Consider the following 23,191-nt stretch of genomic DNA (forward strand, 5'->3'; position numbering starts at 1 on the left):
GTTGTCCGCGTGCGACATAGGCTTTTCGAATGCACCAATCCACGCGTCCCGCATGCGCGACCGAAGGAGATCCGCCACGATGACGGCCGAGACGCCCCGACCCGGCAGCCGCCGCCTCCTGATCGCCGGCGGCGGCCTGCCCAGCCTCGCCCTGGCCCTGGCGCTCAAGCAGGCCCATGGACCGGCGCTCGCCGTGACGGTGATCGATCCGGGCCGCGCCGATCCCGGGCGGCATCGCGGCCGCGCCTACGCCCTCGCGGCGGGCGGCCGGCGGATGCTCGACCGCCTCGGCCTGTGGCCCCGCGTCGCGGAGGCGGCCGAGCCGATCACCGAGATGGTCATCAGCGACAGCCGCCTCGCCGACCCGGTGCGGCCCGTCTTCCTGACCTTCGGCCGCGAGGCGGAGGACGACCGCGACCCCGGCGAACCCTTCGCCCACATGATCGAGGCGGAACCGCTGGCCGAAGCCCTGGCGGAGGCCTGCCGGGGGGCGGGGGTGTCGATCGTCGCCGCGGGAGTCATGCGCGCGGTGCCGGAGGGTGCGGCGATCGGTGCGGTGCTGACGACCGGCGAGACCCTGCGGGGCGATCTGCTGGTGGCCGCCGACGGGGCGCGCTCGCGGCTGCGCGAGGCGGCGCGGATCGGCTGGGTCGGCTGGTCCTACCCGCAGGTCGGCATCGTGGCGACCATCGGCCATGCCCGGCCGCACGGGGGACGCGCCGTCGAGCATTTCCTGCCCGCCGGCCCGTTCGCGATCCTGCCGCTGCGGGACGGCGGCCCCCTGGGGCACCGCTCCTCCATCGTCTGGACCGAACGTTCGGACGACGCCGAGGCCCTGCTGTCCGGCGGGCCCGACGAGGTGCTGGCCGAGATCGAGCGGCGGTTCACCCTGGATCTCGGGACCCTCGCGCTGGAGCACGGCCCGAGCCGGCATCCCCTGGCCTTCGGCATCGCCCGCGCCTTCCGGGCCGAGCGCCTCGCCCTGCTGGGCGATGCCGCCCACGTGATCCATCCGATCGCCGGCCAGGGCCTCAATCTCGGGCTCGCGGATGCCGCGGCTTTGGCCGAGGCCGTGACCGAGGCGCTGCGTCTCGGGCTCGATCCCGGCGGACCCGACGTGCTGCGCGCCTACGAACGCGCCCGGCGCTTCGACAGCTTCGCCATGGCGGCGGCCACCGACGGGTTGAACCGTCTGTTCTCAAACGACGCCCTGCCGCTGCGCCTCGCCCGCGACCTCGGCCTCGGGATCGTGGACCGGCTGCCGGGGCTCAAGCGCTTCTTCATCGGCGAGGCCGCGGCCGCGCGCGGATCCCGGCCGCGTCTGATGCGGGGCGAAGCGCTCTGAGCGGGCGTCAGGCCCGCTCCGGAGCGGGACCGGACTCGGAGACGAGCGGGCGGTCGGCCTCCGGAGCCGGCCTCCCCCCGAGGGCCCGCGCGGCACAGATCGCCAGGGCGGCGACGACCAGTCCGGCGATCACGTCGACGAAGTAGTGGCCCCCGTCGATCGGCGTGGCGGCGATGAGAAGGGCGTTGACCAGGAGGGCCGGGAACCGCGCCGCGCGTACGCTCCAGAAGGCCCAGATGTAGAGGCCGCCCAAAGCCGCGTGGAAGCTCGGAAACGTGATGATGCCCTCGACACGATCGAGGGAGATCGTCCGGAGCGTGCCGTCGCGCAGGCCGGTCAGATCCGCGACATGGACGTCGGCCGCGGCCGGCTCCAGCTGGGGGAAGTCTGCCGGAGACAGTCCCAGGAACTCGAAGTTCGCCATAGCTGGCGTCAGCGCCGAGATGAGGACCGTCACGGTCCCGGCGATGGCGAAGGCGAGGACGAAGTCCTGCAGGGCCCGCAACCGGCCGCTGAAGCCCAGCAAGATGACCGCCAGCATGGTCTGCAGGATCAGGCTGCGATAGGCGAGCGAGAGCACCAGCCCGAGCCGCGGATGGCCGTCCACGAAGGCCAGGTAGGCGCGCCAGTCCAGACCGAGCCGCTGGTCCCAGGCGTAAAAGGTCGCGTCCCAGAGCGGCCCGCCGGTGCTCGCCACGGCGTAGGACAGGGCGGCCGCGCAGGCGCTGAAGGCGATGACCTGCGCCAGGCCGTCGAGCGTGGCCGCGATGCGCGGCTCGGGACGGCGCGTGCGATAGACCAGTGCCAGGGCTTCGAGGCCCAGGCAGGCGCCGAGGGTGACGAGCGCGCTGTCCCAGGCGAAGCGCAGCCCGGCGATCGCCATCCAGACGCCGGTCGCGACCAGCATGGCGGCGATCAGAGGCCAGCTGCCGACGCGGCCGCGGGGGCGCTCAGCGAACATCGGGGCCGATCGCGTGTGGCGCTGTCATCGAAGGTCTTGAGGCCGGACTGGCCGGGGATGGTCCCGCACAAGTCTTAAGGATCCGCATCGGAAAAGCCCGGCATCGCCGCGTCGACCCGGGCGCGTCGATCCGAGCCCGCAGGCGCCATCGGCCGGCCAGCCCGTCGACCACGCCCTCGGCGCCCCTGCGGACGGCCCGGATCGGCCCTCGCAGCGACAGGGCTACCAGCAGGTGCAGCGGCAGACCGACGGCGGCCAGCAGCACCAGAAGACCCCACCTGTCCCAGTCCGGACGATACGGCGCCAGGAGCAGGAAGGCGCCGCTGACGATGTAGAGATCGAAGCTCGTCCGCCCCAGGAAGGCCGCCACCGCGCACGGCGGACCGCGCAGCCGGCCCGCGACCGCCAGCATGAACCCGCAGCCCGCCACGGCCGTGACGGCGAAGAGCGCCGGGTTGCCGTACTGCCCCGTCGCGACATGGACGAAGTTCCGCGGCGCGCAGAGGAGGAGCACGGCCAGACCGCAGACGCCGAGCAGCGCGGACGCGTCGAACGCGCGCCGGCCGAGCCGCCGGCCCGCGACGTAGAACGGCAGGGCGCCGAGGAGCGCGTGGATCTGCCAGAACGGGAAGGCCTGCGCGCTGCAGATCCAGGACACGGCCAGGGCGCCGCCCAGAACGACCCAATAGGCATGGGGAAAGGCCAGGGCGAGCGCGGCGGCGTACACCACCCGCACCAGCCCCAGGGCGACCAGGAACCAGAGCACGCTCAGGCTGAGGTCACGGGCGCGCAGCATGTCGAGGAGTGCGCTCCCCGGCGAAACGGTGCCGTCGAGAAGCGGCGGGATCAGCGCGAGGGTGCTGAACGCCAGCGCCGTGAGGACGAGCTTCAGGGCGGAGAGGCTCGCCGCGGCGATATCCTCATCCCCCCTGACCCGGTCGACCATCCCGCAGAGCAGGAAGAAGAACGGCATGTGGAAGGCGTAGATGACCCGCCAGACCGCGAGGGCGGGCCCCGGGTTGGGCCCCGACGGGCCGTAGAAGACGGGCTGCAGGAGGTGGCCGAAGAGGACCAGCAGCACGGCGAGGCCGCGCGCGGCGTCGAGCTGCGTGTCGCGGTGTCGGGCCATGAGATCGGTTCGCGGCATCGGGAACCGGATGATGCCGCGCCATGCTTTAGCAAGCCGTATCACCCGCTTGCTGAATCCACCCTCGACGGCGCCCGCGCAGCGCCGCGCGTCGGGACGCACCGGCGGGCCGCGCCTTGATCTCAGCCGGTGACGAGGGCGCGGGCCCGGCGCAGCCAGCGCAGGGACGCCTCGATCAGGGTGGGGCTGCGATGCTTGAGGATGGCCGATTTCAGCAGCGTCCCGGGCACCTCCCAGAGCTGGACGGATCCCACGGGGAAATGCGCCACGTCGCCCGGCGTCAGGTGATGGCGCCGGCCATCCGCGTCGGTGATGAAGACCTCGCCGTCGAGGATGGTGACGATCTCGTCGGCGTGGTGGGTCCAGCGGAACGTGCTGGCCGTGGTGCGCCACAGGTAGACCTGCGCGCTCCCGTCATGGGTCTGCGCGACTTCCGCGACCTCGGTGACCGGATCGCCCGCGACGACCCAGTGCGCCGGGATCGGCGCCGGGGCAAAGGCGGCCCCGCCGGGCCGGATCGCCGTGCTGGCGACGGGACGCCCCTGCTCGTGTAGCCGGATCTCGGCGAAGGCGCCGGCGCCGACCAGAACCGGCAGGATGGCGGCGGCGACGAGAAACTTCTTCACGGTCAGCTCCGCACCTCGGCGCGCGGCCCGCTTTCAGGCGAAGACAAGACTATCCGCGCATTGCCCGCGCAGGGGTAGCGGCTCGGGCGACCCTGTTCCAGCACAACCCCAAGATCTTCTTGGGTCGTCCTTAATGCGCCCGCGCCGGAGCGGACGCGGCCCGGGCCGCCCGTGCGATCCGGCTCAGGCCGCGTCGGCCCGGCGCTCCGTGATCCAGCGCGTCGCGTCGGCCCGCGGGGCGACGACATCGGTGTCGATGCGCAGTTGCGGGCTGTAGGCCGGATCCTCCGCGATGACGTCGCCCCAGCGGCGCAGGAAGCGCGCGATCTGCGAGCCTGGCGCGAAGCTGGTCTGCCGCGAGGCGCTCTCGTGATGCGCCATCTCGGCGAACGGCGTGTAGACGATGCGGTAGCCGAGCTGCCGCATCTTCAGGCACAGGTCGACGTCGTTGAAGTCGAGGGCGAAGGCCTCGTCGAAGCCGTTCACGGCCTCCAGCACCGCCTTGCGGGTGGCGAAGAGCGCGCCGGTCACCGCCGAGCAGTCGCGCTGCGTCAGGGCCCAGTCGCCGTAGGTCGGCTCGGCCGCGTCCCGATTGTACCAGGGGTGGGCGAACACGTCGAAGATGCCGCCGGTCATGCCGGCATGCTGGATCTTGCCCGTGGGGAACAGCAGCCGGCCGCCGACCCCGCCGACGCCGCGGTCCAGCGCGAAGGCCAGGAGCGCCTCGATCCAGCCGGGCCGGCGCACGACGAGATCGTCGTTCATCAGGATGACGAGATCCGTCTCGGCCGCGCGCCAGAGCGTGTTCATCTTGGCCGCGTAGTTGAACCGCTCCCCCGGAGCCCGGGTGGTCAGCAGGCGGGTCACGGCGAACCGGTCGGAGCGCCCGCGATAGATCGCGTCGTCGGCCACGTCGTCGCCGATCAGCACGCGGATCCTGTCGGCCGGGTAGGTGCTGCGGCCGAGGCTGTCGAGCAGGTTGATTACATGCGGCTTGGCGCCCTCCACGACGCGGCCCTGATCGTCCTTCGGGCGGCTCTGGTTGGTCGGCACCACCAGGGTCACGCTGGGCCGCGCGTCGAAGGTCCGGCGGATCTCCAGCGTGTCCGCCGTCAGCCCGGGGGCGGCGCGCAGGGGCATGCCGGACGCGTCGAACCACCGGTCGAGGGCGTGGGCGCGGGCCGTACGCGTCGCCTTCGGGCGTTGCAGCGGCGAGGCGATCAGCGTTTGGGGGATCCGGTCGATGCCGATCCCGGCGGAGATCGCGCCGAGCAGGACGCGGAACCACGCGGCGCTGCCGTGGCGCTTCCCGAAATCCGGGCTCAGACCGGCCAGGGCCGAGACCCGGATGAGGAGCGGGAAGCCGATATAATCGTCGGCCATGAGGAGGGCCGGGTTGAAGGTCGGCTTGCAATGGACGCTGCGGACCTGACCCGCGCCGTCCACCACGGCGTCATCGCCGTAGAAGATGCCGATATCGGGCCGCTCGGCCATCGCGCGCGTGAGATGCGCCACGAGGTCGGGGCACAGCTCGGAGGCTGCGGGAGCCACGAACACGGCCCGGCAGGCGGGCATCTGACCGGCCGCGATCTGGCCGAGCCGGCGCTCGTCGAGGGGACGGACCTGCGCGTCGAGGGGCAGCGGCAGGATCGCGTCCGGCCACGGGAGCGTGCCCCACGAGGCCGACGGGGCCGGAACCGGCTTCTTCTTCAACACGGGTCGCGTCTCCGGGGAATCAGGACCGTTCGGCGGCGAGCAGGCGGGTCAGGCTCGCCTCCATAGCGGTCGCCACCGCGCCGATGGACAGCCGCTCGCGGATGCGCGCCCTTGCGGCGGCGCCGATCCGGGCCGCGTCGCCGCCGGTCACCGCCCGGGCCGCGTCGTTGAGGGCCCGGGTGAGGTCCGCCTCGTCCACCTGGCCCCACTCGGCGCCGCGCAGATACGGGCCGTAGGTCTGGTCGAGGGCCGTGACCTCCGCCTTCACGGGGAAGCCGCAGGTGGCGTCGAGGAAGTCGCGGCAGCCGCCGTAATCGGTGGCGACCACGACCTTGCCCATCTCCATCGCCTCGGCGATCGTCAGGCCGAAGCCCTCCGAGGAGTGCGACGAGGCGTAGACCGCGCAGAGGTCGAACAGTGCGCCGAGCTCGTTCTGGGAGAGCGGCTGGTCGATCACCACCACGTCGCCCGCCGTTCCGACGAGGTCGAGGAGCTTCTTGCCCTCCTCGGGCAGGTCGAAGACGTGCTTGGTCTTCAGCACCAGTTGCCAGCCCGCCTGCCCGAGCCCGGCCGCCCGGAAGGCCCGGATCAGGGCGTGCGGGTTCTTGCGGGCGAGATAGCTCGAGCCGTCGAAGGCGTAGAGGATCACCCGCTTGGACGGGTCGATGGCGAAGGCCTTGCGCAGGTTCGCCTTGGCGGCGGCGCTCGCCGGCTCGCCGGCCTCGTTCTCGACCACGTAGGGCACGACGTCGACCGGGATGTCGGTGATCTGCCGGAAGATCGCCGCGCAGAACTCCGTGGGGGCCCAGATCGCGTCCAGCCCGTCGACGGTGGGCAGCCAGCCGCCGGGCACGTGGGAGGTCTCCCAGACGAACAGCCCGATCTTCAGCCGCGCCGCCGCGGCGATCGCCCGCTGCCGGTCGCTCATCAGCGAGTGCCAGCTGTCGCCGTTGAAGTGCACCAGCGCGACGTCCGCGGGCCCCGAGAAGGTCCGGGCCTGCCACGCGGGCGCCACCCGGGCATGGACGTGGAATGGCCGCTCCATCGGGTGGACGTTCAGCGCGAAGGGCGCGCGGTGCAGGGCGCGGGCGTAGCTGCGGGCCGCGACGCCGAGCCCGTTGGCGTAGTTCATCGGCGAGACGAAGGCGACGCGCAGCGGCCGCTCCGGCGCCTGGGGCTTGCGCAGGTCCGCCCAGACCCTGCCGCCCGGATACGTGTAGGTCACGTCGAGCCGGTCGAGGTCGAAGCCGCGCTCGGCGATCGCCTCCCGCACCGCCGCCCCGCCGATCGCGGCGTGCTCGCCCAGCAGCGAGCGCTTCACGAACGGGAAGCCCTGGGCCAGCATGTTCTCCCAGTCGAACAGGGTGCGGTTGTTGCGCGGGTCGTTGACCAGCGACATGTGCTTGTTCTGGGCCGAGAACAGGCTGCGCATGCCGAGGCCGGCGGCGCGCATCCGTCCCGAGAAGGTCAGCTCGCACTCGGTGATCACCGCGTTCTTATCCGGCCAGTTCGCCACGGCCTGGAGGAACTGGCTGAACGCGTAGGAGGACAGGCAGCGCTTCTTCAGGGCCAGGAAGAAGCTCTGGAGGTGGTGGCTGTAGTAGAAATTGTCGGCGAGCCCGATCACCGCCTCCGGGAAGGCGTCGATCTTAGTGAGCAGGCCGGCGAAGTCGGCGCGGTCGAGGGGCCCGACGAGGCTGTCGTTGGCGAGGTAGAGCGTCTCGGAATCGAGGAGATCGGTGTCCTCCAGGAGGACATGCGCCCAGGCGGCGAAGTCGAAGCCGCGGTTCTCGCGGAGATAGACGGAGGCGCAGAGATCCAGGATCGCCTGGGGCACGGCGTTCTTGTGCTGGTCGGCGGCGATGATCAGGACGAGGTCGGTCCCGTTCTCCGCGAAGGCCCTCAGGTAGGGCTCGACATGGCCGCGGATCCGCCCCTCGGGGCAGTGGGTGATGAACAGGGCCGTGCGGCCGTGCCGGCGGGCCGTGCGCTTCAGGCAAGAGAGGCGCGCGTCGGAGGCTTCCGGCACAGCGGCGCCGGGGACGCGGCGGGTCAGGCGGCCGGCCTCCAGGCCGGTGGTGACGTAGTCGACCAGCGGGTTGAGGCCCAGCGCGGCGACCTTCGGGTAGCGGGCGCGGTACCAGGGCGCGTCGAAGCGCGGCGACGGGCTCGTCGTGCGCCCGCCATCGGCGAGGAAATGCGCCAGCGGGTTTTGCCCGGCCGCGTCGTCGGCCGCGCGGGTCGCCAAGTAGGTCTCGGCGTACCAGCGCGTGTCGAACCAGGGCCCGGGATCGAGCCCCTCGGCGGCGCCGTGCTCCAGGTAGTGGACCAGGGGGTTGAGGCTGTCGGCCCGGACCGCGGCGGATTGCGCCGCGTACCAGTCGGGATCGAAGAGCGGATGGGGCGCGTAGCGGCGGTAGCCGCCGGCCATCACGTAGTGCTCCAGCGGCTCGAGCCCGCTGGTCTCCGCCTCGGGGCAGCGCGCCCGGTAGAACGCCGCGTCGAACAGGCCCGACCGGCGGATCAGGTCGACATGCCGGGACAGGCCGGCGAATTCCTCCGGGTTGCGCAGGTAGCCCTGCTTCCGGCCGGTCTCGAAGAAGTGGCTGAGGGCGTTGCCGCCGGCCGCGCGGGCATCCGGGTAGCGGGACAGGTACCAGGCGGTGTCGAACAGCGGCGACGGGTCGGTGTCGGACCGGGACAGGAAATCGGAGAACGCCCGGGCGCGGTGCTCGGCGCCGCCGAGATAGCGCTCCGCGTACCAGTCCGGATCGAACAGGGGGTTGGGCCGGAGACCCGCCGCGGCGCCGCGGTCGATATAGTGGAGCAGGGGGTTGATGCCCTCGGCCCGGAGGCCGGGAACGGAATCGAGGTAGAGATCGCCGTGGAACAGCGGGTGCGGCCAGCGGCCCTCGCGGCCGCCATGGACCGCGTAGTGGAGCGCGGGATCGAGTCCCTCGCCGACGACGTCGGGATAGCGCCGCGCGTACCAGGCCGGATCGAACAGGCCGGATTCCTTGACGGCGCGGACGAGGTCCGCCTGACGGGGCTCGCTGCGGCGGCGGCGCTTCAGGCGCCGGGTCAGCGGGCGCGCGAGGGATTGCGCCGCACCGGCGAGGCCGGCCTTCTCCGACGATCCGACGACGAACACATCTCGAAGGCGCATGGTCAGGTCCGGATACGCGGGAAGCCCGCAAAGCTGCCCACGCCGCGATCCGCGAGAGACATCAGAGGGTTCGGCCGGCCCGGCGGTCGCGGGTGAGGACCGCCCCGGCTTGGGCGCCTTCCTAAAGGTCCGGGTCGCCGACGCCAAGACCTGCGCCCGGGGAGGCGGTTTCGCTTCGGGTTCTGGTGTCGGGTCCACGCCGCGATAGCGGCGCCGCGGACCGAATCATCCGGGCAAAATCGTGCGACGATGGCGTGCGGCGATCCCGACCTTGCCAGCCCGGCACCAGAAGCCCCACACTTGTCGGAATGGCCAGAGGGGTCCCGCGGGGCTCCGGACAGGAGATGGATAGCGGCATGACGCAGGGGATCAGCCCGGCCACGACCCTCGACGACGGCATCGTGGCGACCGCGGAGAGCTGCCTCGCTGCCGTCGGCGCGGCCCGCGAGGCGATCCACGGGGTGATCTTCGGCCAGGAGAAGGTCGTCGATCTCGCCCTCGTGACCATCCTGGCCGGCGGCCACGGGCTGCTGGTGGGCCTGCCGGGGCTGGCCAAGACCAAGCTCGTGGAGACGCTCGGCACCGTGCTGGGCCTCGACGCGCGGCGCGTGCAGTTCACCCCGGACCTGATGCCCTCCGACATCCTCGGCACCGAGATCCTGGAGGAGGATGCCGAGCGTCGCCGCGCCTTCCGGTTCGTGCAGGGGCCGGTCTTCACGCAGCTCCTGATGGCCGACGAGATCAACCGGGCGAGCCCGCGCACGCAGTCGGCCCTGCTCCAGGCCATGCAGGAGGGCCACGTCTCGGTGGCGGGCGCCCGCCACGACCTGCCGCGGCCGTTCCACGTGCTGGCGACGCAGAACCCGATCGAGCAGGAGGGCACCTACCCCCTGCCCGAGGCACAGCTCGACCGCTTCCTTCTGGAGATCGACGTCGGCTATCCCGACCGCGCCGCCGAGCGGCGGATCCTGATCGAGACCACCGGCGTCGACGAGGCGCGGCCGCGCGCGGTGATGTCCACCGAGCAGCTGCTCACCGCCCAGCGCCTCGTGCGCCGGCTGCCGGTGGGGGAGGCCGTGGTCGAGGCGATCCTCGACCTCGTCCGCGCGGCCCGGCCGGATAGCGGCGACGCCCTGGTGAAGGACAAGCTCCTCTGGGGGCCGGGCCCCCGCGCCAGCCAGGCCCTGACGCTCGCCGCCCGCGCCCGGGCCCTGATCGAGGGCCGGGTCGCGCCCTCCGTGGCCGACGTGAAGGCGCTGGCCGAGCCGGTGCTCAAGCACCGCATGGCGCTGAGCTACACCGCCCGCGCCGACGGCGAGACCATCGAGGGCCTGATCGCCAAGCTTGCGGAGAAGCTCTGAGCCTTCGGCAGTATCGAGTGAGGCGGATGCCGGCGAACGTGAAGAACATGCGTGGTCCAAAGCCGTCGTCAGCGCGGAACCCCGCCGAAGGACTGCGCTGACGATGGTGGCGACGAACGCCCTCGACGCGGGCAGGCGCAGCCCCGGCCGGCGCGAGAGCGAGGGCGCGGCCGCCCTCTCCGACAAGATGCCCCGCCTCGTCCTGGAGGCGCGGCGCGTGTCGAGCCTGCTCGCCCACGGCCTCCACGGCCGCCGCCGGGCCGGGCCGGGCGAAAGCTTTTGGCAGTTCCGCCCCTTCGTCACCGGCGAGGCCGCCGCCCGGGTCGACTGGCGCCGCTCGGCCCGGGACGACCGGCTCTACGTGCGCGAACGGGAATGGGAGGCCGCCCACAACATCTGGCTGTGGATCGACCGCTCGGCCTCGATGGGCTTCGTTTCGGATCTCGCGTCGGCGTCCAAGATCGAGCGGGCTCTGGTCCTCGGTCTGGCCCTGGCGGACGCCTTCGTCGAAGGCGGCGAGCGGGTGGGCCTCCTCGGGTTGACCCGTGCAAGCGCGTCGCGGGGGATCGTCGAGCGTCTGGCCCAGGCGCTGGTGGCCGACCCTGCGGGCCTCACCCAGGACCTGCCGCCCCGGGCCAATCCCGCCCGCTTCGACGAGGTGGTGCTCATCGGCGACTTTCTGACCGCGCCGGACCGGATCGCCGCCGCCGTGCAGAACCTCGCCGGCCGCGGCAGCCGCGGCCATCTCCTGATGGTGGTGGACCCGATCGAGGAGACCTTCCCCTTCACCGGGCAGGCGGTCCTGCACGATCTGGAGGGCGGCCTCAGCCTCGATATCGGCGACGCCGATGCCTGGGGGGCGCGTTACCGCGCCCGGATCGCCGAGCACCGGGCCGCCCTTTCGGCGATCACCCGCGGCCAGGGCTGGACGCTGACGATCCATCGGACGGACCGGCCGGCGAGCGAGGCGGCCCTGCGGCTCGCCACGCTGATCGCCGCCCGCGGCACGGAGTGAGGTGGCCATGCTGGGTCTGACCTTCGCCGCCCCGCTGGCGCTCGCCGCCCTGATCGGCCTGCCGGCCCTGTGGTTCCTGCTGCGGGTGACCCCGCCGCGCCCGCGGCGGATCAATTTCCCGCCGCTGAAGCTCGTCGCGGACCTGATGCCGCAGCGGCAGACCCCGGCGCGGACACCGCCCTGGCTGCTGATCCTCCGGCTGCTGATCGCCGCCGCCCTGATCCTGGCGGTGGCCGGCCCGGTCTGGAATGCCGGGGGCATCGGGGCCGGTGGCGGCCGCAGCGCCCTCCTCGTGCTCCTCGACAACGGCTTCCCCGCCGCCCACGACTGGCGCGACCGGCTGCGCGTCGCCACCGACGCCGTGGAGGGCGCGGCCCGTGACGGCCGTCCGGTGGCGGTGATCGGGCTCGCCGACGCGCCATCGGCCTTCGAGGCGAAGACGCCGGCCGCCGCCCTGGAGCGTCTGCGCGCCCTGGCGCCGCGCCCGATCCTCCCCGCCCGCGACGCGCATCTCGCCACGATCGAGACGTTCCTGGACAAGAACCGGGGTGCCGCCCTCGTCTGGATCAGCGACGGCGTCGCCGGCGCGAACGATACGCGCTTCGCAAAGGGTCTCGCCGATCTCGCCGGCGACAAGGGCGCCGCCCTCACGGTGCTGCGCGCCGACAGGCCGCCGGCCCTGGCCCTCACCGCCACCGAGAACGCCGGCAAGCTCGTCACGCACGCCCTGCGGGCCGCGCCGAACGGGCGCGATACCGGTTTGATCCGGGCGCTCGACCAGAAGGGCCTGCCGCTCGCCGAGCGCGACTTCGCCTTCGCGGCCGACGCCACCGAGGCGGACGCGACCTTCGAGCTGCCGGTGGAGCTGCGCAACAGCATCAGCCGGCTTGAGATCGCGGGCGAGCGCTCGGCCGGCGCGGTGGTGCTGCAGGACGAGCGCGGCAAGCGGCGCCGGGTCGGCCTCGTCTTCGGCGGCACCCTCGACCAGGCACAGCCCCTGCTGGCGCCGACCTACTACCTGTCCCGGGCGCTTCAGCCCTTCGCGGACGTTCAGGAGCCGCGGGGCGCCAAGGGGATCGCCGAGTCGATCAACCAGCTCCTCGACAATCAAGTCTCGGTCCTCGTTCTGGCCGATGTCGGCGCGCTGGACGAGAAGACCACCGCCCGGATCGAGAGCTTCGTGAAGGAGGGCGGGATGCTGCTGCGCTTCGCCGGCCCGCGGCTCGCTGCCGGCAACGATCCGCTGGTGCCGGTGCGGTTGCGCCGGGGCGGCCGGACGCTCGGCGGCACCCTCTCGTGGGACAGCCCCAAGACCTTGGCGCCGTTCCCGCCCGAGAGCCCCTTCGCGGGCCTGACGCCGCCGGCCGATATCGGCGTGCGCCGCCAGATCCTGGCCGAGCCGGACGGCGACCTGCCGAATCGGACCTGGGCCTCCCTCCAGGACGGCACCCCGATCGTCACCGCGCAGAAGCGCGGCCAGGGCACGATCGTGCTGTTCCACGTCACCGCCGACACGACGTGGTCGAACCTTCCGCTCTCGGGCCTGTTCATCGACATGCTCCGGCGCGTCGTGGCGTTGGCTGGCGCCTCGGCACCGGTGCAGGGGGATCCTTCCCGGGCCACCGCGCCGGTGCTCGCCCCGCGGGTGACCCTCGACGGGTTTGGCGCATTGGGCTCGCCGCCGGCCTCGGCCACCGCGGTGTCGGCCGACTACGCCGACCGGGCGACCCTTGAGCATCCGCCGGGCTTCTACGGCCCGCCGGACGGAGGCATCAGCGTGAACGCCCTGAAACCGGATGATCGGTTGAAGCCCCTCGACGCCGCAGCCCTCGACGGCGCCCGGTTCGGCTCCCTGGCGGGCGCCGAGACCCTGGACCTGCGACCGAGCCTGTTCACCCTGGCGCTGCTTCTGCTGGCCCTCGACACCCTGGCGGGCCTGTGGCTCGGCGGCTTCCTGCGGCGCGGCGGCCTGGCGGCTCGCCTCCGCGGGCGGCCGGTCGCTCTGGCTCTCGGCGCCCTGCTCCTGCTCGCCGCCCTGCCGGTGCGCCCTGCCCAGGCCGAGGAGCCGCCGGCCAACCGGCCGAACGGCGTCGAATCGGCACTGGTCACGCGCCTCGCCTACGTGATCACGGGCGACGCCGCCGTCGACGAGGCGAGCCGGACCGGCCTCACCGGGCTGACCCAGATGCTCGCCGCGCGCTCCGCCCTGGAGCCGGGTGAGCCCGCCGGCATCGATCCGGCCAAGGACGAGTTGGCCTTCCACCCGCTGATCTACTGGCCGATCGCCCCGAACCGGCCGCAGCCCTCGGACGTGGCGATCCGCAAGATCGACGCGTTCATGCGCAACGGCGGGACCGTCCTATTCGACACCCGGGACGGGCTCACCGCCCGTCCTGGCGGTCCGCCCACCCCGGAGGCCGCGTATCTCCGCAAGATGCTGGCGACGCTCGAGGTCCCGGAGCTGGAGCCGGTGCCCCTCGACCACGTGCTGACCAAGGCGTTCTACCTGGTGGACAGCTTTCCGGGTCGCTACGCCACCGGCCAGACCTGGGTGGAGGCTCTGCCACCGGCCGCCGATGGCGTCGAACGCCGTCCCGCCCGGGCCGGCGACGGCGTGAGCCCGATCATCATCACGAGCAACGACCTCGCCGCCGCCTGGGCGGTGGGGCGTCGGGGCGAGCCGCTCTATCCCGTCGTGGGCGGTGACCAGCGCCAGCGCGAGATGGCGTTCCGGGGCGGCGTGAACATCGTGATGTACACGCTCACCGGCAACTACAAGGCGGATCAGGTCCACGTGCCCGCGCTGCTGGAGCGGTTGGGGCAGTGACGACCGTCGCGACGTTCCCAAGGCCGCGCGTGCTCCCATCCATCGTCCTCATCCTGAGGTGCGGCCGCGCAGCGGGCGCCTCGAAGGAGCCCTCCAGAGGTCTCGGCGATCCCTGGAGCCCTCCTTCGGGGCCGCCGACGCGGCGCCTCAGGATGAGGGGATTTGATCGGTCGACCGCCTCGTCCCGCATACGCATCCCGGAGGCCGGACCATCATGCTGAGCCTCAGCTTCACCCCCCTCCTGCCCTGGCCGGCGATCGCCGTCCTGGGCGTCATCGTCGTCGTCTTGGCGGTGTTCGCCGTCCTGGCCCGGGGCCGGACCGCTCTGCTGCGCGTGCTCGTCCTCGCTCTCGTTCTGGCAGCGCTCACCAACCCGGCGCTGGTGCGCGAGGACCGGGAGCCCGTGAAGGACGTCGCCGCCATCGTGGTCGACCGGTCCGGATCCCAGGCCCTGGGCGACCGGCCGCAGATGACCGACGCGGTCCGTGCCGAGTTGCAGCGCCGGTTCGGTGCGCTCGCCGACATCGAGCCCCGCTTCATCGACGTGCCGGATTCCAAGGACGGCGATGAGGGCACCAAGCTGTTCACGGCCCTGAGCCAGGCCCTCGCCGACGTGCCGCCGGAACGCCTGGCCGGGATCGTGATGCTCACCGACGGCGTGGTGCACGACATCCCCGCCTCCCTGGCGCAGCTCGGCATCAAGGCGCCGCTCCACGTCCTCGTCACCGGTCATCCGGACGAGCGCGACCGGCAGATCAAGCTCCTGGAGGCGCCCCGCTTCGGCATCGTCGGCAAGGATCTGACGATCCGCGCCGAGGTCATGGAGCGCGGCGGGACCGGCCACGCCGTCGTCACCGTGCGCCGCGACGGCGAGGAGATCGGCCGGCGGGACGTCGCCACCGACAAGCCGTTCTCCCTCAACCTGCGCATCGAGCATGGCGGCCCGAACGTCGTCGAGATCGAGGTCGAGCCGCTGCCGGGCGAGCTGACCACGGTGAACAACCGCGCGGTCCTGCCCATCGAGGGGATCCGCGAGAAGCTCAGGGTGCTCCTCGTCTCCGGCGAGCCGCACCAGGGCGAGCGCACATGGCGCAACCTCCTGAAGTCGGACGCCAATGTCGACCTCGTCCACTTCACCATCCTGCGCCCTCCGGAGAAGCAGGACGGCACGCCGATCTCGGAACTCTCCCTGATCGCCTTCCCGACGCGCGAGCTGTTCGTCCAGAAGATCAAGGACTTCGACCTGATCATCTTCGACCGCTACGCCAATCAGAGCGTGCTGCCGCAGGCCTATTTCGACAACATCGTCCGCTACGTCCGCGAGGGCGGCGCGCTCCTCATCGCGGCCGGGCCCGAATTCGCCGGACCGGCGAGCCTGGCGCGCACCCGGCTGGCCGGGATCCTGCCGGGCGACCCGGACGGGCGCGTGGTCGAGAAGCCCTACAAGGCGACGCCGACGCAGGTCGGCCAGCGCCACCCGGTGACCCGCGCCCTGCCGGGCTCGGATGCGAACCCGCCCGCCTGGGGCGACTGGCTGCGCATCGTGGAGGCGCGCACCCGCCCCGGCATCCAGCCGATCCTGTCGGGGGCCGAGGGGCTGCCGCTGCTCGCCCTCTCGCGCGAGGACAAGGGCCGGGTCGCCCTGCTCCTGTCCGACCACGCCTGGCTCTGGGCCCGGGGCTACCAGGAGGGCGGGCCGTATCTGGATCTGCTGCGCCGCCTCGGCCACTGGCTCATGAAGGAGCCGGCCCTGGAGGAGGAGGCGCTGCGCGCGCAGACCACCGGACGCGGCCGCGAGGTCCGGGTGGAGCGCCAGACCATGGCGGACCAGGCCGAGCCGGTCACCGTCACCGGTCCCACGGGCAAGGTGACGACCCTCACCTTGAAGCCCGGTGAACCGGGTCTGTTCACGGCGACCTTCGATGCGGAAACACTGGGGCTGCACACGCTGCGCTCGGGAAACCTCGTGGCCTTCGTCAGCGTCGGCCCGGCTAATCCGCGCGAACTCGCCGACGTGTTCAGCGACACCGACCGCCTGAAGGCCGTGGCCGACGGATCGAGCGGCTCGGTGCGCCGGGTCGCCGAGGCCGGCGGCGGCATCCAGGTCCCGCGCCTCGCCCTGGTGCGCGGCGGTCGCCTCGCAGGCAGCGACTGGATCGGCTTCCGGCCGAGCGACAGCGCCAATATCCGCGGCGTCGAGGTCTATCCCCTGGCACTCGGCCTCGCGGCGCTGGCCGCCCTGGCGGCCGCCCTGCTCGCCATGTGGCTGGTCGAGGGCAGACGGGGCCGGGCGGCGTGACAGGCCTTCGGATGGGGAATGGCCGTCGCTCGCGCCGGGCGGCGTGCGGCCCCGCATGGTCGACGGATGGCGGCCCGCGTCCTATGACCCCCTGATATTTTCGAGTTGTCCGCGCCCGCGCGGGCCCGATGCAACGGAGACAGCCTGCCCGTGACAGCGCAGACCGTGACTGGACGCCTCCTCGCCGCGACGCTCCTCCTCGCCTGCCTCCAGCTCGTTCCGGCCCACGCGCAGGAACCGGTCGCGATGCCGTCGACGCCGGCCACCCTGCCGGCCGCCAACGGCCAGTGGACCCACGCGATCACGCTGATGGGCCAGCCGAAATACGGCCCCGACTTCAAGCATTTCGACTATGCCGACCCGGCCGCGCCCAAGGGCGGGATGGTCCGGTTCGGGGCCCAGGGCGGCTTCGACAATTTCAACATCGTCGTCGCCGGCCTGAAGGGCGACCTCGAGAACGGCATCCAGCAGATCTACGATTCGCTGATGACCGAGTCCTCGGACGAGCCGTTCACCTCCTACGGCCTGCTCGCCGAGGCTGTGCGGATCGCCCCCGATCTCGGCTCGGTCTCGTACCGGCTGCGCGAAAACGCCCGCTGGCATGACGGCAAGCCGATCACCCCCGAGGACGTGGTCTGGTCTTTCGACGTGCTGAAGGCCAACAGCCCGTTCTACGCCGCCTATTACCAGACCGTGGCCAAGGCCGCGGTGACCGGGCCGCGCGAGGTGACCTTCACCTTCACGGAGACCGGCAACCGCGAGCTGCCGCAGGTGATCGGGCAGCTGCGCGTCCTGCCCAAGCACTGGTGGACCGCCCAGGACGCCAACGGCAAGCCGCGCAGCGTCACCGAGACCACCCTGGAGCCGCCGCTCGGCTCGGGCCCCTACCGGCTCGCGAAGTTCGAGCCGGGCCGCACCACGACCTACACCCGCGTCCCCGACTACTGGGGCAAGGACCTGCCGGTGAATGCCGGGCGCTACAACTTCGACACCGAGCGCTACGAGTATTTCCGCGACGGCACCGTGCTGGTCGAGGCGCTGAAAGGCGATCTCTACGATTTCCGCGTGGAGAACATCGCCCGGAACTGGGCGACCGCCTACGAGGATTTCCCGGCCGTGAAGGAGGGGCGGCTGATCAAGGAGGCCTTCCCCGAGCGCGGCATGGGCCTCATGCAGGCCTTCGCGTTCAACACCCGCCGGGACAAGTTCAAGGACCCGCGCGTCCGCCGGGCCTTCAACCTCGCGATGAACTACGAGGAGATGAACAAGGCCCTGTTCTACGGCCTGTACAAGCGCATCAACTCCTACTTCTTCGGCTCGGAACTCGCCTCATCGGGCCTGCCGGAGGGCGAGGAGAAGGCGATCCTCGAGAGCGTCCGGGACAGGGTCCCGCCTGCCGTCTTCACCACGCCCTACGCCAACCCCGTCAACGACGGCCCGGAGGCGGTGCGCAAGAACCTGCGCGAGGCCGTCGGCCTGCTGCGCGAGGCCGGCTTCGAGCTGCGCGGCGGCAAGATGGTCAGCAAGGCGACCGGCGAGCCGCTGACCGTCGAGTTCCTGGAGTTCCAGAACACGTTCGAGCGCGTGATCCTGCCGTTCTCCGCGCAGCTGAAGCTGATCGGCATCGACGCCACCCTCCGGGTGATCGATCAGGCCCAATACCAGAACCGCATCCGCAACTTCGATTTCGATGTCACCACGACGTCGTGGGGCGAGTCGCTCTCGCCGGGCAACGAGCAGCGCGAGTACTGGGGCTCGGCGGCGGCCGACAAGCCCGGTTCGCGCAACCTGATCGGGATCAAGGATCCCGGCATCGACGCCCTGATCGAGAAGGTGATCTTCGCCAAGGACCGGCACACCGTGATCGCGGCGACGCGGGCCCTCGACCGCGTGCTCCTGGCGCACGATTACGTCGTCCCGCAATGGTCTTCCGACCAGCAGCGGACGCTGCGCTGGAACCGGTTCGGCCACCCGGCGATCCTGCCGCTCTATGCCAGCTCCGGCTTCCCGACGACGTGGTGGTACGACGAGAAGCTGGCCACCAAGACCGGGGCGCCCCGTTGACGGGCGGTCCCGGGTTGCCGACCCGGCGCGGGCTGGTCCTCGGGGCCGGCGCCCTGGCGGCGATGCCGCCGTGGCGCCGCGCCAAGGCGGCCGACGCCGCCGAGCGCCACGGCCTGTCCAGCTTCGGCGAGCTGAAATACGGACCCGACTTCGCGCATTTCGACTACGTGAACCCGATGGCACCGCGCGGCGGGCGCTTCTCGGCGCAGCTCGCCGCGACGACCGGCAACCAGTCGCTCAACACCTTCAACACGCTCAACATCTACGTGCTGCGCGGCGACGGGGCCGCCGGCATGCCCCTGACCTTCGACAGCCTGATGGTCCGGGCCCTCGACGAGCCGGATGCCCTCTACGGGCTGGTGGCGCGCGCCGTCACGGTCAGTCCGGACGGCCTGACCTACACGTTCGCGCTGCGCCCGCAGGCGCGGTTCCACGACGGCTCGCCGCTGACCGCGCGGGACGCGGCCTTCAGCCTCAAGCTCCTGCGCGACAAGGGCCACCCCGAGATTGCCGAGGTGATCCGGCCCATGACCGATGCCCGGGCCGAGGGCGACGGGCGGCTGGTGGTGACCTTCGAGCCGGGCCGCGCCCGGGACCTGCCGCTGTTCGTCGCGCAGCTGCCGCTCTTCTCCGCCGCCTACTACGCCGGCCGGGACTTCGAGGCCTCGACCCTGGACGCGCCCCTCGGCTCCGGGCCCTACCGGGTCGGCACGGTCGATCCGGGCCGGTCCATCGGCCTGGAGCGCGTGCCTGATTACTGGGCCGCCGAGCTGCCGGTGAATGTCGGCCAGAACAATTTCGACGCGATCCGCTACGAGTATTTCCGCGACCGCACCGTGGCGTTCGAGGCGTTCAAGAGCGGCGCCTTCACGTTCCGCGAGGAGTTCACCGCCCGGGTCTGGGCGACCGGATACGATTTCCCGGCGATGACCGAGGGTCGCGTGGTCCGCGAGATGGTGCCGGATGCCCGGCCGAGCGGCACCCAGGGCTGGTGGATCAACACCCGCCGCGCGGCGTTCCGCGACCCGCGGGTGCGCGAGGCGATCGGCCTGTGCTTCGATTTCGAATGGTCGAACCGCAATCTGATGTACGGCGCCTACACGCGCACGGCCTCGTTCTTCGAGAATTCCGACCTCAAGGCGACCGGCAAGCCCTCGGCCGAGGAACTCGCCCTGCTGGAGCCGTTCAAGGACCTGCCGCCGGAGGTATTCGGCGAGGCCTGGACGCCGCCGGTCTCCGACGGGTCCGGCCAGGACCGGGCGCTGCTCAAGCGCGCCGACGCGCTCCTGCGGGAGGCCGGCTGCACCCGCCAGGGTGGCAACCTCATGCTGCCCGGCGGCCAGCCCCTGACCCTCGAGTTCCTCGATGAGGATCCGGTCTTCCAGGCGGTCACGCAGCCGTTCATCCGCAACCTGGGCCTGCTCGGCATCAAGGCGAGCCTGCGCACGGTCGACCCGTCCCAGTACCAGGCGCGGCTCAAGGATTTCGACTTCGACGTCACGCCGCGCCGCTACAGCAGCGGGCTCACCCCCGGCGCGGAGCTGCGCGAGACCTACGGCTCCCGGTCCGCCGGGACCGCGGGCTCCAACAACCTCTCGGGGATCGCGAACCCGGCGATCGACGCGCTGCTCACCGCCGTCGCCGACGCGACGTCGCGGGCGGACCTGACCACCGCCTGCCGGGCCCTGGACCGGGTCCTGCGGGCCGGGCGCTACTGGGTGCCGATGTGGTACGCCTCGACCCACCGCCTCGCCCTGTGGGACGTGTTCGGCCGCCCGGCCACGCCGCCGAAATACGATCTCGGCGCACCCGGGACGTGGTGGTTCGACGCCGACAAGGCCAAGCGGATCGGCCGGGACTGACGCCATGCTCGCCTACATCCTGCGCCGCATCGGCCTGATGATCCCGACCCTGTTCGGGATCATGCTGATCACCTTCACGATCGTGCAGTTCGCCCCAGGCGGCCCGGTGGAGCGGGTTCTGTCGCAGCTCCAGGGGCAGCGCGACGGAGCCATGTCCCGTGTCACCGGCGGATCGGGCGACCTCGGCGGTGCCAGCCGGCCGTCGGGCGGTGGCGGCGACGCCAGCTCCCGCTATCGCGGCGCTCAAGGGTTGAGCCCGGAATTCATCGCCAAGCTCGAGAAGCAGTTCGGCTTCGACAAGCCTGCGCCCGAGCGCTTCGCCAAGATGCTATGGGACTATGTCCGGTTCGATTTCGGACGCAGCTACTTCCGCGATGTCACCGTCATCCAGCTGATCAAGGAGCGGCTGCCGGTCTCGATCTCGCTCGGCCTGTGGATGACGCTCCTGTCCTACGCGATCTCGATCCCGCTGGGCATCCGCAAGGCGGTGGCGGACGGCACGCAGTTCGACCGCGCGACCTCCTTCGTGGTGATCATCGGCTACGCGATCCCGGGCTTCATGTTCGGACTGATGCTCATCATCCTCTTCGCCGGCGGATCGTTCTACCAATGGTTCCCGCTGCGCGGGCTGACCAGCGAGGGCTGGGAGAGCTTCTCGACCTGGCACAAGGTGACCGACTACGCGTGGCACATGGTGCTGCCGCTCACCGCCCTGGTGATCGGCGCCTTCGCAACCTCGACCCTGCTCACGAAGAACTCGTTCCTCGACGAGATCCGCAAGCAGTACGTGCTCACCGCACGGATGAAGGGGCTCTCCGAGCGGCGCGTGCTCTACGGCCATGTGTTCCGCAACGCCATGCTGATCGTGATCGCGGGCTTCCCCGGGGCCTTCATCTCGGCCTTCTTCACCGGCTCGCTGCTGATCGAGACGATCTTCTCCCTCGACGGCCTGGGCGAGCTGTCGTTCCGGGCGATCGTCGGGCGCGACTATCCGGTGGTGTTCGCCACCCTCTACATCTTCTCGCTGCTTGGTCTCGCGGTGAACCTGCTCTCCGACCTGATCTACGTCTGGATCGACCCGCGGATCGACTTCTCCGCGCGGGCGACGTGAAGATTTTCCAGGGCGCCCACACCATACGAAAGGATACGGATCGCTGAAATTTCTTCCGCATCCCGCGGGACAGAAAAGATTCACCCCGACCCAGACCCCTTCAACACGCATACGCCGGCTGACACAGACCGCCTTTGCTGGCAATGTCAGGGCAGGATCGATCCTGATCCGCGACTTTAGGCAGACGGGTCGTGGCATTGTCTTCTGGCGCAGGCTCGTCGTCGATGTCGGACCAGCACGAAAGCTTGGAAGCCGGGCCGCACCCCGCTCCCATTGCCGTCATCGGGGCAGGCTTCAGCGGCACGATGGCGGCGATACAGCTGCTCGCCCGCTTACCGCCGCACCAGTCGGTTCTGTTGTGTGAACGGGCAGAGCGCTTCGGGAGCGGTCGCGCCTACGCCACCGGGAACCCCGACCACCTGCTCAACGTGCGCGCCGCCAACATGAGCGCCTATCCCGACCGGCCCTCCCATTTCGAAGACTGGCTTTCGAAGATCGCCGCGGGTGAGGCGGGCACCGGTGCCGGCAACCCCGCGATCGGGCACGGACATGTGGGCATCTGGCGGACCCCGGCCGGGACCTTCGCGGCACGCGGGCTATACGGAGATTATCTGGCGGCGCTTCTGACCGAAGCGATGACAGGCGGTTCGACGCCGCGGCTGCACCTGATCAACGACATGATCATCGACCTCGTGCCGGACGAGGACCGTCTGGTCATGGTTGCCGAGGGCGGCCGACGCGTCGACGTCGCGGGTGCGGTGCTGGCGATGGGCAACCTCGCCCTGCCCCAGGAACCGGAAAGCCGCTTCCGGGGCGATCCGTGGAATCCGGCGCATGACGCGCGGCTGCATCCGGATCATCCGGTTCTCATCATCGGGACCGGTCTCAGCATGGTCGATGCGGTGATCAGTCTTCGGCGCCATGGCTTTCGCGGGCAGATCATCGCGCTCTCGCGGCGGGGGCAGATCCCGGCCGTGCACGTACGCGCCGCCCCCTGGCCGCGTCCGGACTTCACGGCCGCCGAGACCCGTTCGATCACCCGGCTTCTGGGCCGGATCCGCCGGGAGGTCGCCTCCGCGGCGGAGGCTCGCATCGCCTGGCACGGGGTGATCGACGCTCTGCGGCCGGTTACGGACGCCCTCTGGCTCGGCTTGCCGCCAGCCGACCAGGCGCGCTTCCTGCGCCATCTCCGCCCGTTCTGGGACACGCATCGGCACCGCTCCGCACCGCCCACGGGCGCGGCCATCGCCGACGAGATCGAAGCCGGCTCGCTTCAGGTGCTCGCCGGAAAGCTGGTGGCGATCGAGGATCAGACCGGTGAAGCGCGCGTCACGTACCGGCCGCGGGGGGCATCCGAACCCAGAACCCTCGGCGTGCAGCGCATCTTCGATGTTCGCGGCGTCGGACGGGTCGCGGATACGACCGACCCGCTTCTGCGCAATCTGATCGGTCGCGGCCTTGTCCGAGCCGGTCCGTTCGGCCTCGGTCTTGCCGTGCGCCCCGATCTGACGGTCCTGGGTGCATCCGATACAGCGGCGCGCCTCTGGACTCTGGGCCCGTTGCTCCGCGGCGCATACTGGGAATGCACGGCCGTGCCGGACATCCGCAACCAAGCCGTCGACCTGGCTCGGTCCGTCGCGGCGGCGCAGGAACCGTCCGCATCGCTTGAGCCCTCTGCACAGGCTTGAGAG

Annotated in this window: 14 protein-coding genes; 9 read left to right on the top strand and 5 right to left on the bottom strand. The window is 71.4% G+C overall.

The annotated features are described in order from the left end of the window. The first annotated feature begins 79 nt into the window (after positions 1–79). Positions 80–1,345 carry an FAD-dependent monooxygenase gene (locus P9K36_RS20980; protein ID WP_179697101.1) on the top strand — a complete coding sequence of 422 codons (1,266 nt, stop codon included), beginning with the start codon at positions 80–82 and terminating at the stop codon, positions 1,343–1,345. A 7-nt stretch (positions 1,346–1,352) separates the two neighbouring features. Here P9K36_RS20980 and P9K36_RS20985 read toward each other — a convergent pair whose 3' ends face one another. The 5 genes from P9K36_RS20985 to P9K36_RS21005 form a co-directional block, all read right to left on the bottom strand. Further along, positions 1,353–2,306 (bottom strand): phosphatase PAP2 family protein, encoded by a 954-nt coding sequence (locus P9K36_RS20985; protein ID WP_278305927.1) that lies wholly within the window; start codon positions 2,304–2,306, stop codon positions 1,353–1,355. Further along, positions 2,296–3,435, bottom strand: coding sequence for an acyltransferase (locus P9K36_RS20990; RefSeq protein WP_278305928.1), 1,140 nt, complete (start codon positions 3,433–3,435; stop codon positions 2,296–2,298). The genes P9K36_RS20985 and P9K36_RS20990 overlap by 11 nt, the downstream gene beginning before the upstream one ends. Positions 3,436–3,575: 140 nt before the next feature. Continuing rightward, a complete protein-coding gene (locus tag P9K36_RS20995) occupies positions 3,576–4,079 on the bottom strand; it encodes a cupin domain-containing protein (protein WP_278305929.1) in 504 nt (167 codons plus the stop codon). A gap of 183 nt (positions 4,080–4,262) precedes the next feature. Continuing rightward, complete coding sequence (locus P9K36_RS21000; protein WP_043758945.1) at positions 4,263–5,795, bottom strand: glycosyltransferase; 1,533 nt, start codon at positions 5,793–5,795, stop codon at positions 4,263–4,265. 19 nt (positions 5,796–5,814) lie between these two features. After that, positions 5,815–8,961 carry a rhamnan synthesis F family protein gene (locus P9K36_RS21005; protein WP_278305930.1) on the bottom strand — a complete coding sequence of 1,049 codons (3,147 nt, stop codon included), beginning with the start codon at positions 8,959–8,961 and terminating at the stop codon, positions 5,815–5,817. 356 nt (positions 8,962–9,317) lie between these two features. Between P9K36_RS21005 and P9K36_RS21010 the strand changes: the two genes are divergently transcribed. The 8 genes from P9K36_RS21010 (at position 9,318) to P9K36_RS21045 (ending at position 23,188) form a co-directional block, all read left to right on the top strand. Continuing rightward, positions 9,318–10,322 (top strand): MoxR family ATPase, encoded by a 1,005-nt coding sequence (locus P9K36_RS21010; RefSeq protein ID WP_043381190.1) that lies wholly within the window; start codon positions 9,318–9,320, stop codon positions 10,320–10,322. Positions 10,323–10,425: 103 nt separating this feature from the next. After that, positions 10,426–11,337: a DUF58 domain-containing protein gene (locus P9K36_RS21015; protein WP_278305931.1), complete on the top strand. Its 912-nt coding sequence runs from the start codon at positions 10,426–10,428 to the stop codon at positions 11,335–11,337. A 7-nt stretch (positions 11,338–11,344) separates the two neighbouring features. Beyond that, positions 11,345–14,164, top strand: coding sequence for a DUF4159 domain-containing protein (locus tag P9K36_RS21020; protein WP_278305932.1), 2,820 nt, complete (start codon positions 11,345–11,347; stop codon positions 14,162–14,164). 214 nt (positions 14,165–14,378) lie between these two features. Then, the gene (locus P9K36_RS21025) at positions 14,379–16,463 is read left to right on the top strand and encodes a hypothetical protein (protein ID WP_278305934.1); all 2,085 of its coding nucleotides are present in this window, start codon (positions 14,379–14,381) and stop codon (positions 16,461–16,463) included. A 150-nt stretch (positions 16,464–16,613) separates the two neighbouring features. Continuing rightward, a complete protein-coding gene (locus P9K36_RS21030; RefSeq protein WP_278305935.1) occupies positions 16,614–18,527 on the top strand; it encodes an extracellular solute-binding protein in 1,914 nt (637 codons plus the stop codon). Positions 18,528–18,589: 62 nt separating this feature from the next. Beyond that, positions 18,590–20,389 (top strand): extracellular solute-binding protein, encoded by a 1,800-nt coding sequence (locus P9K36_RS21035; RefSeq protein ID WP_278307314.1) that lies wholly within the window; start codon positions 18,590–18,592, stop codon positions 20,387–20,389. Positions 20,390–20,393: 4 nt separating this feature from the next. Next, positions 20,394–21,500, top strand: coding sequence for a microcin C ABC transporter permease YejB (locus tag P9K36_RS21040; protein ID WP_043350022.1), 1,107 nt, complete (start codon positions 20,394–20,396; stop codon positions 21,498–21,500). Positions 21,501–21,724: 224 nt separating this feature from the next. Next, the gene (locus P9K36_RS21045) at positions 21,725–23,188 is read left to right on the top strand and encodes an FAD/NAD(P)-binding protein (protein WP_278305936.1); all 1,464 of its coding nucleotides are present in this window, start codon (positions 21,725–21,727) and stop codon (positions 23,186–23,188) included. Positions 23,189–23,191 lie beyond the last annotated feature (3 nt).

Source organism: Methylobacterium sp. 391_Methyba4 (genome assembly GCF_029691625.1).
GTDB lineage: Bacteria > Pseudomonadota > Alphaproteobacteria > Rhizobiales > Beijerinckiaceae > Methylobacterium > Methylobacterium fujisawaense.

What these genes read in the sequence shown, in the direction of transcription:
- P9K36_RS20980 (WP_179697101.1), top strand. Translation starts at nt 80, where the DNA reads ATGACGGCCGAGACGCCCCGACCCGGCAGCCGCCGCCTCCTGATCGCC.
- P9K36_RS20985 (WP_278305927.1), bottom strand. Translation starts at nt 2,306, where the DNA reads ATGTTCGCTGAGCGCCCCCGCGGCCGCGTCGGCAGCTGGCCTCTGATC.
- P9K36_RS20990 (WP_278305928.1), bottom strand. Translation starts at nt 3,435, where the DNA reads ATGGCCCGACACCGCGACACGCAGCTCGACGCCGCGCGCGGCCTCGCC.
- P9K36_RS21005 (WP_278305930.1), bottom strand. Translation starts at nt 8,961, where the DNA reads ATGCGCCTTCGAGATGTGTTCGTCGTCGGATCGTCGGAGAAGGCCGGC.
- P9K36_RS21010 (WP_043381190.1), top strand. Translation starts at nt 9,318, where the DNA reads ATGACGCAGGGGATCAGCCCGGCCACGACCCTCGACGACGGCATCGTG.
- P9K36_RS21015 (WP_278305931.1), top strand. Translation starts at nt 10,426, where the DNA reads ATGGTGGCGACGAACGCCCTCGACGCGGGCAGGCGCAGCCCCGGCCGG.
- P9K36_RS21020 (WP_278305932.1), top strand. Translation starts at nt 11,345, where the DNA reads ATGCTGGGTCTGACCTTCGCCGCCCCGCTGGCGCTCGCCGCCCTGATC.
- P9K36_RS21025 (WP_278305934.1), top strand. Translation starts at nt 14,379, where the DNA reads ATGCTGAGCCTCAGCTTCACCCCCCTCCTGCCCTGGCCGGCGATCGCC.
- P9K36_RS21035 (WP_278307314.1), top strand. Translation starts at nt 18,590, where the DNA reads ATGCCGCCGTGGCGCCGCGCCAAGGCGGCCGACGCCGCCGAGCGCCAC.
- P9K36_RS21040 (WP_043350022.1), top strand. Translation starts at nt 20,394, where the DNA reads ATGCTCGCCTACATCCTGCGCCGCATCGGCCTGATGATCCCGACCCTG.
- P9K36_RS21045 (WP_278305936.1), top strand. Translation starts at nt 21,725, where the DNA reads ATGTCGGACCAGCACGAAAGCTTGGAAGCCGGGCCGCACCCCGCTCCC.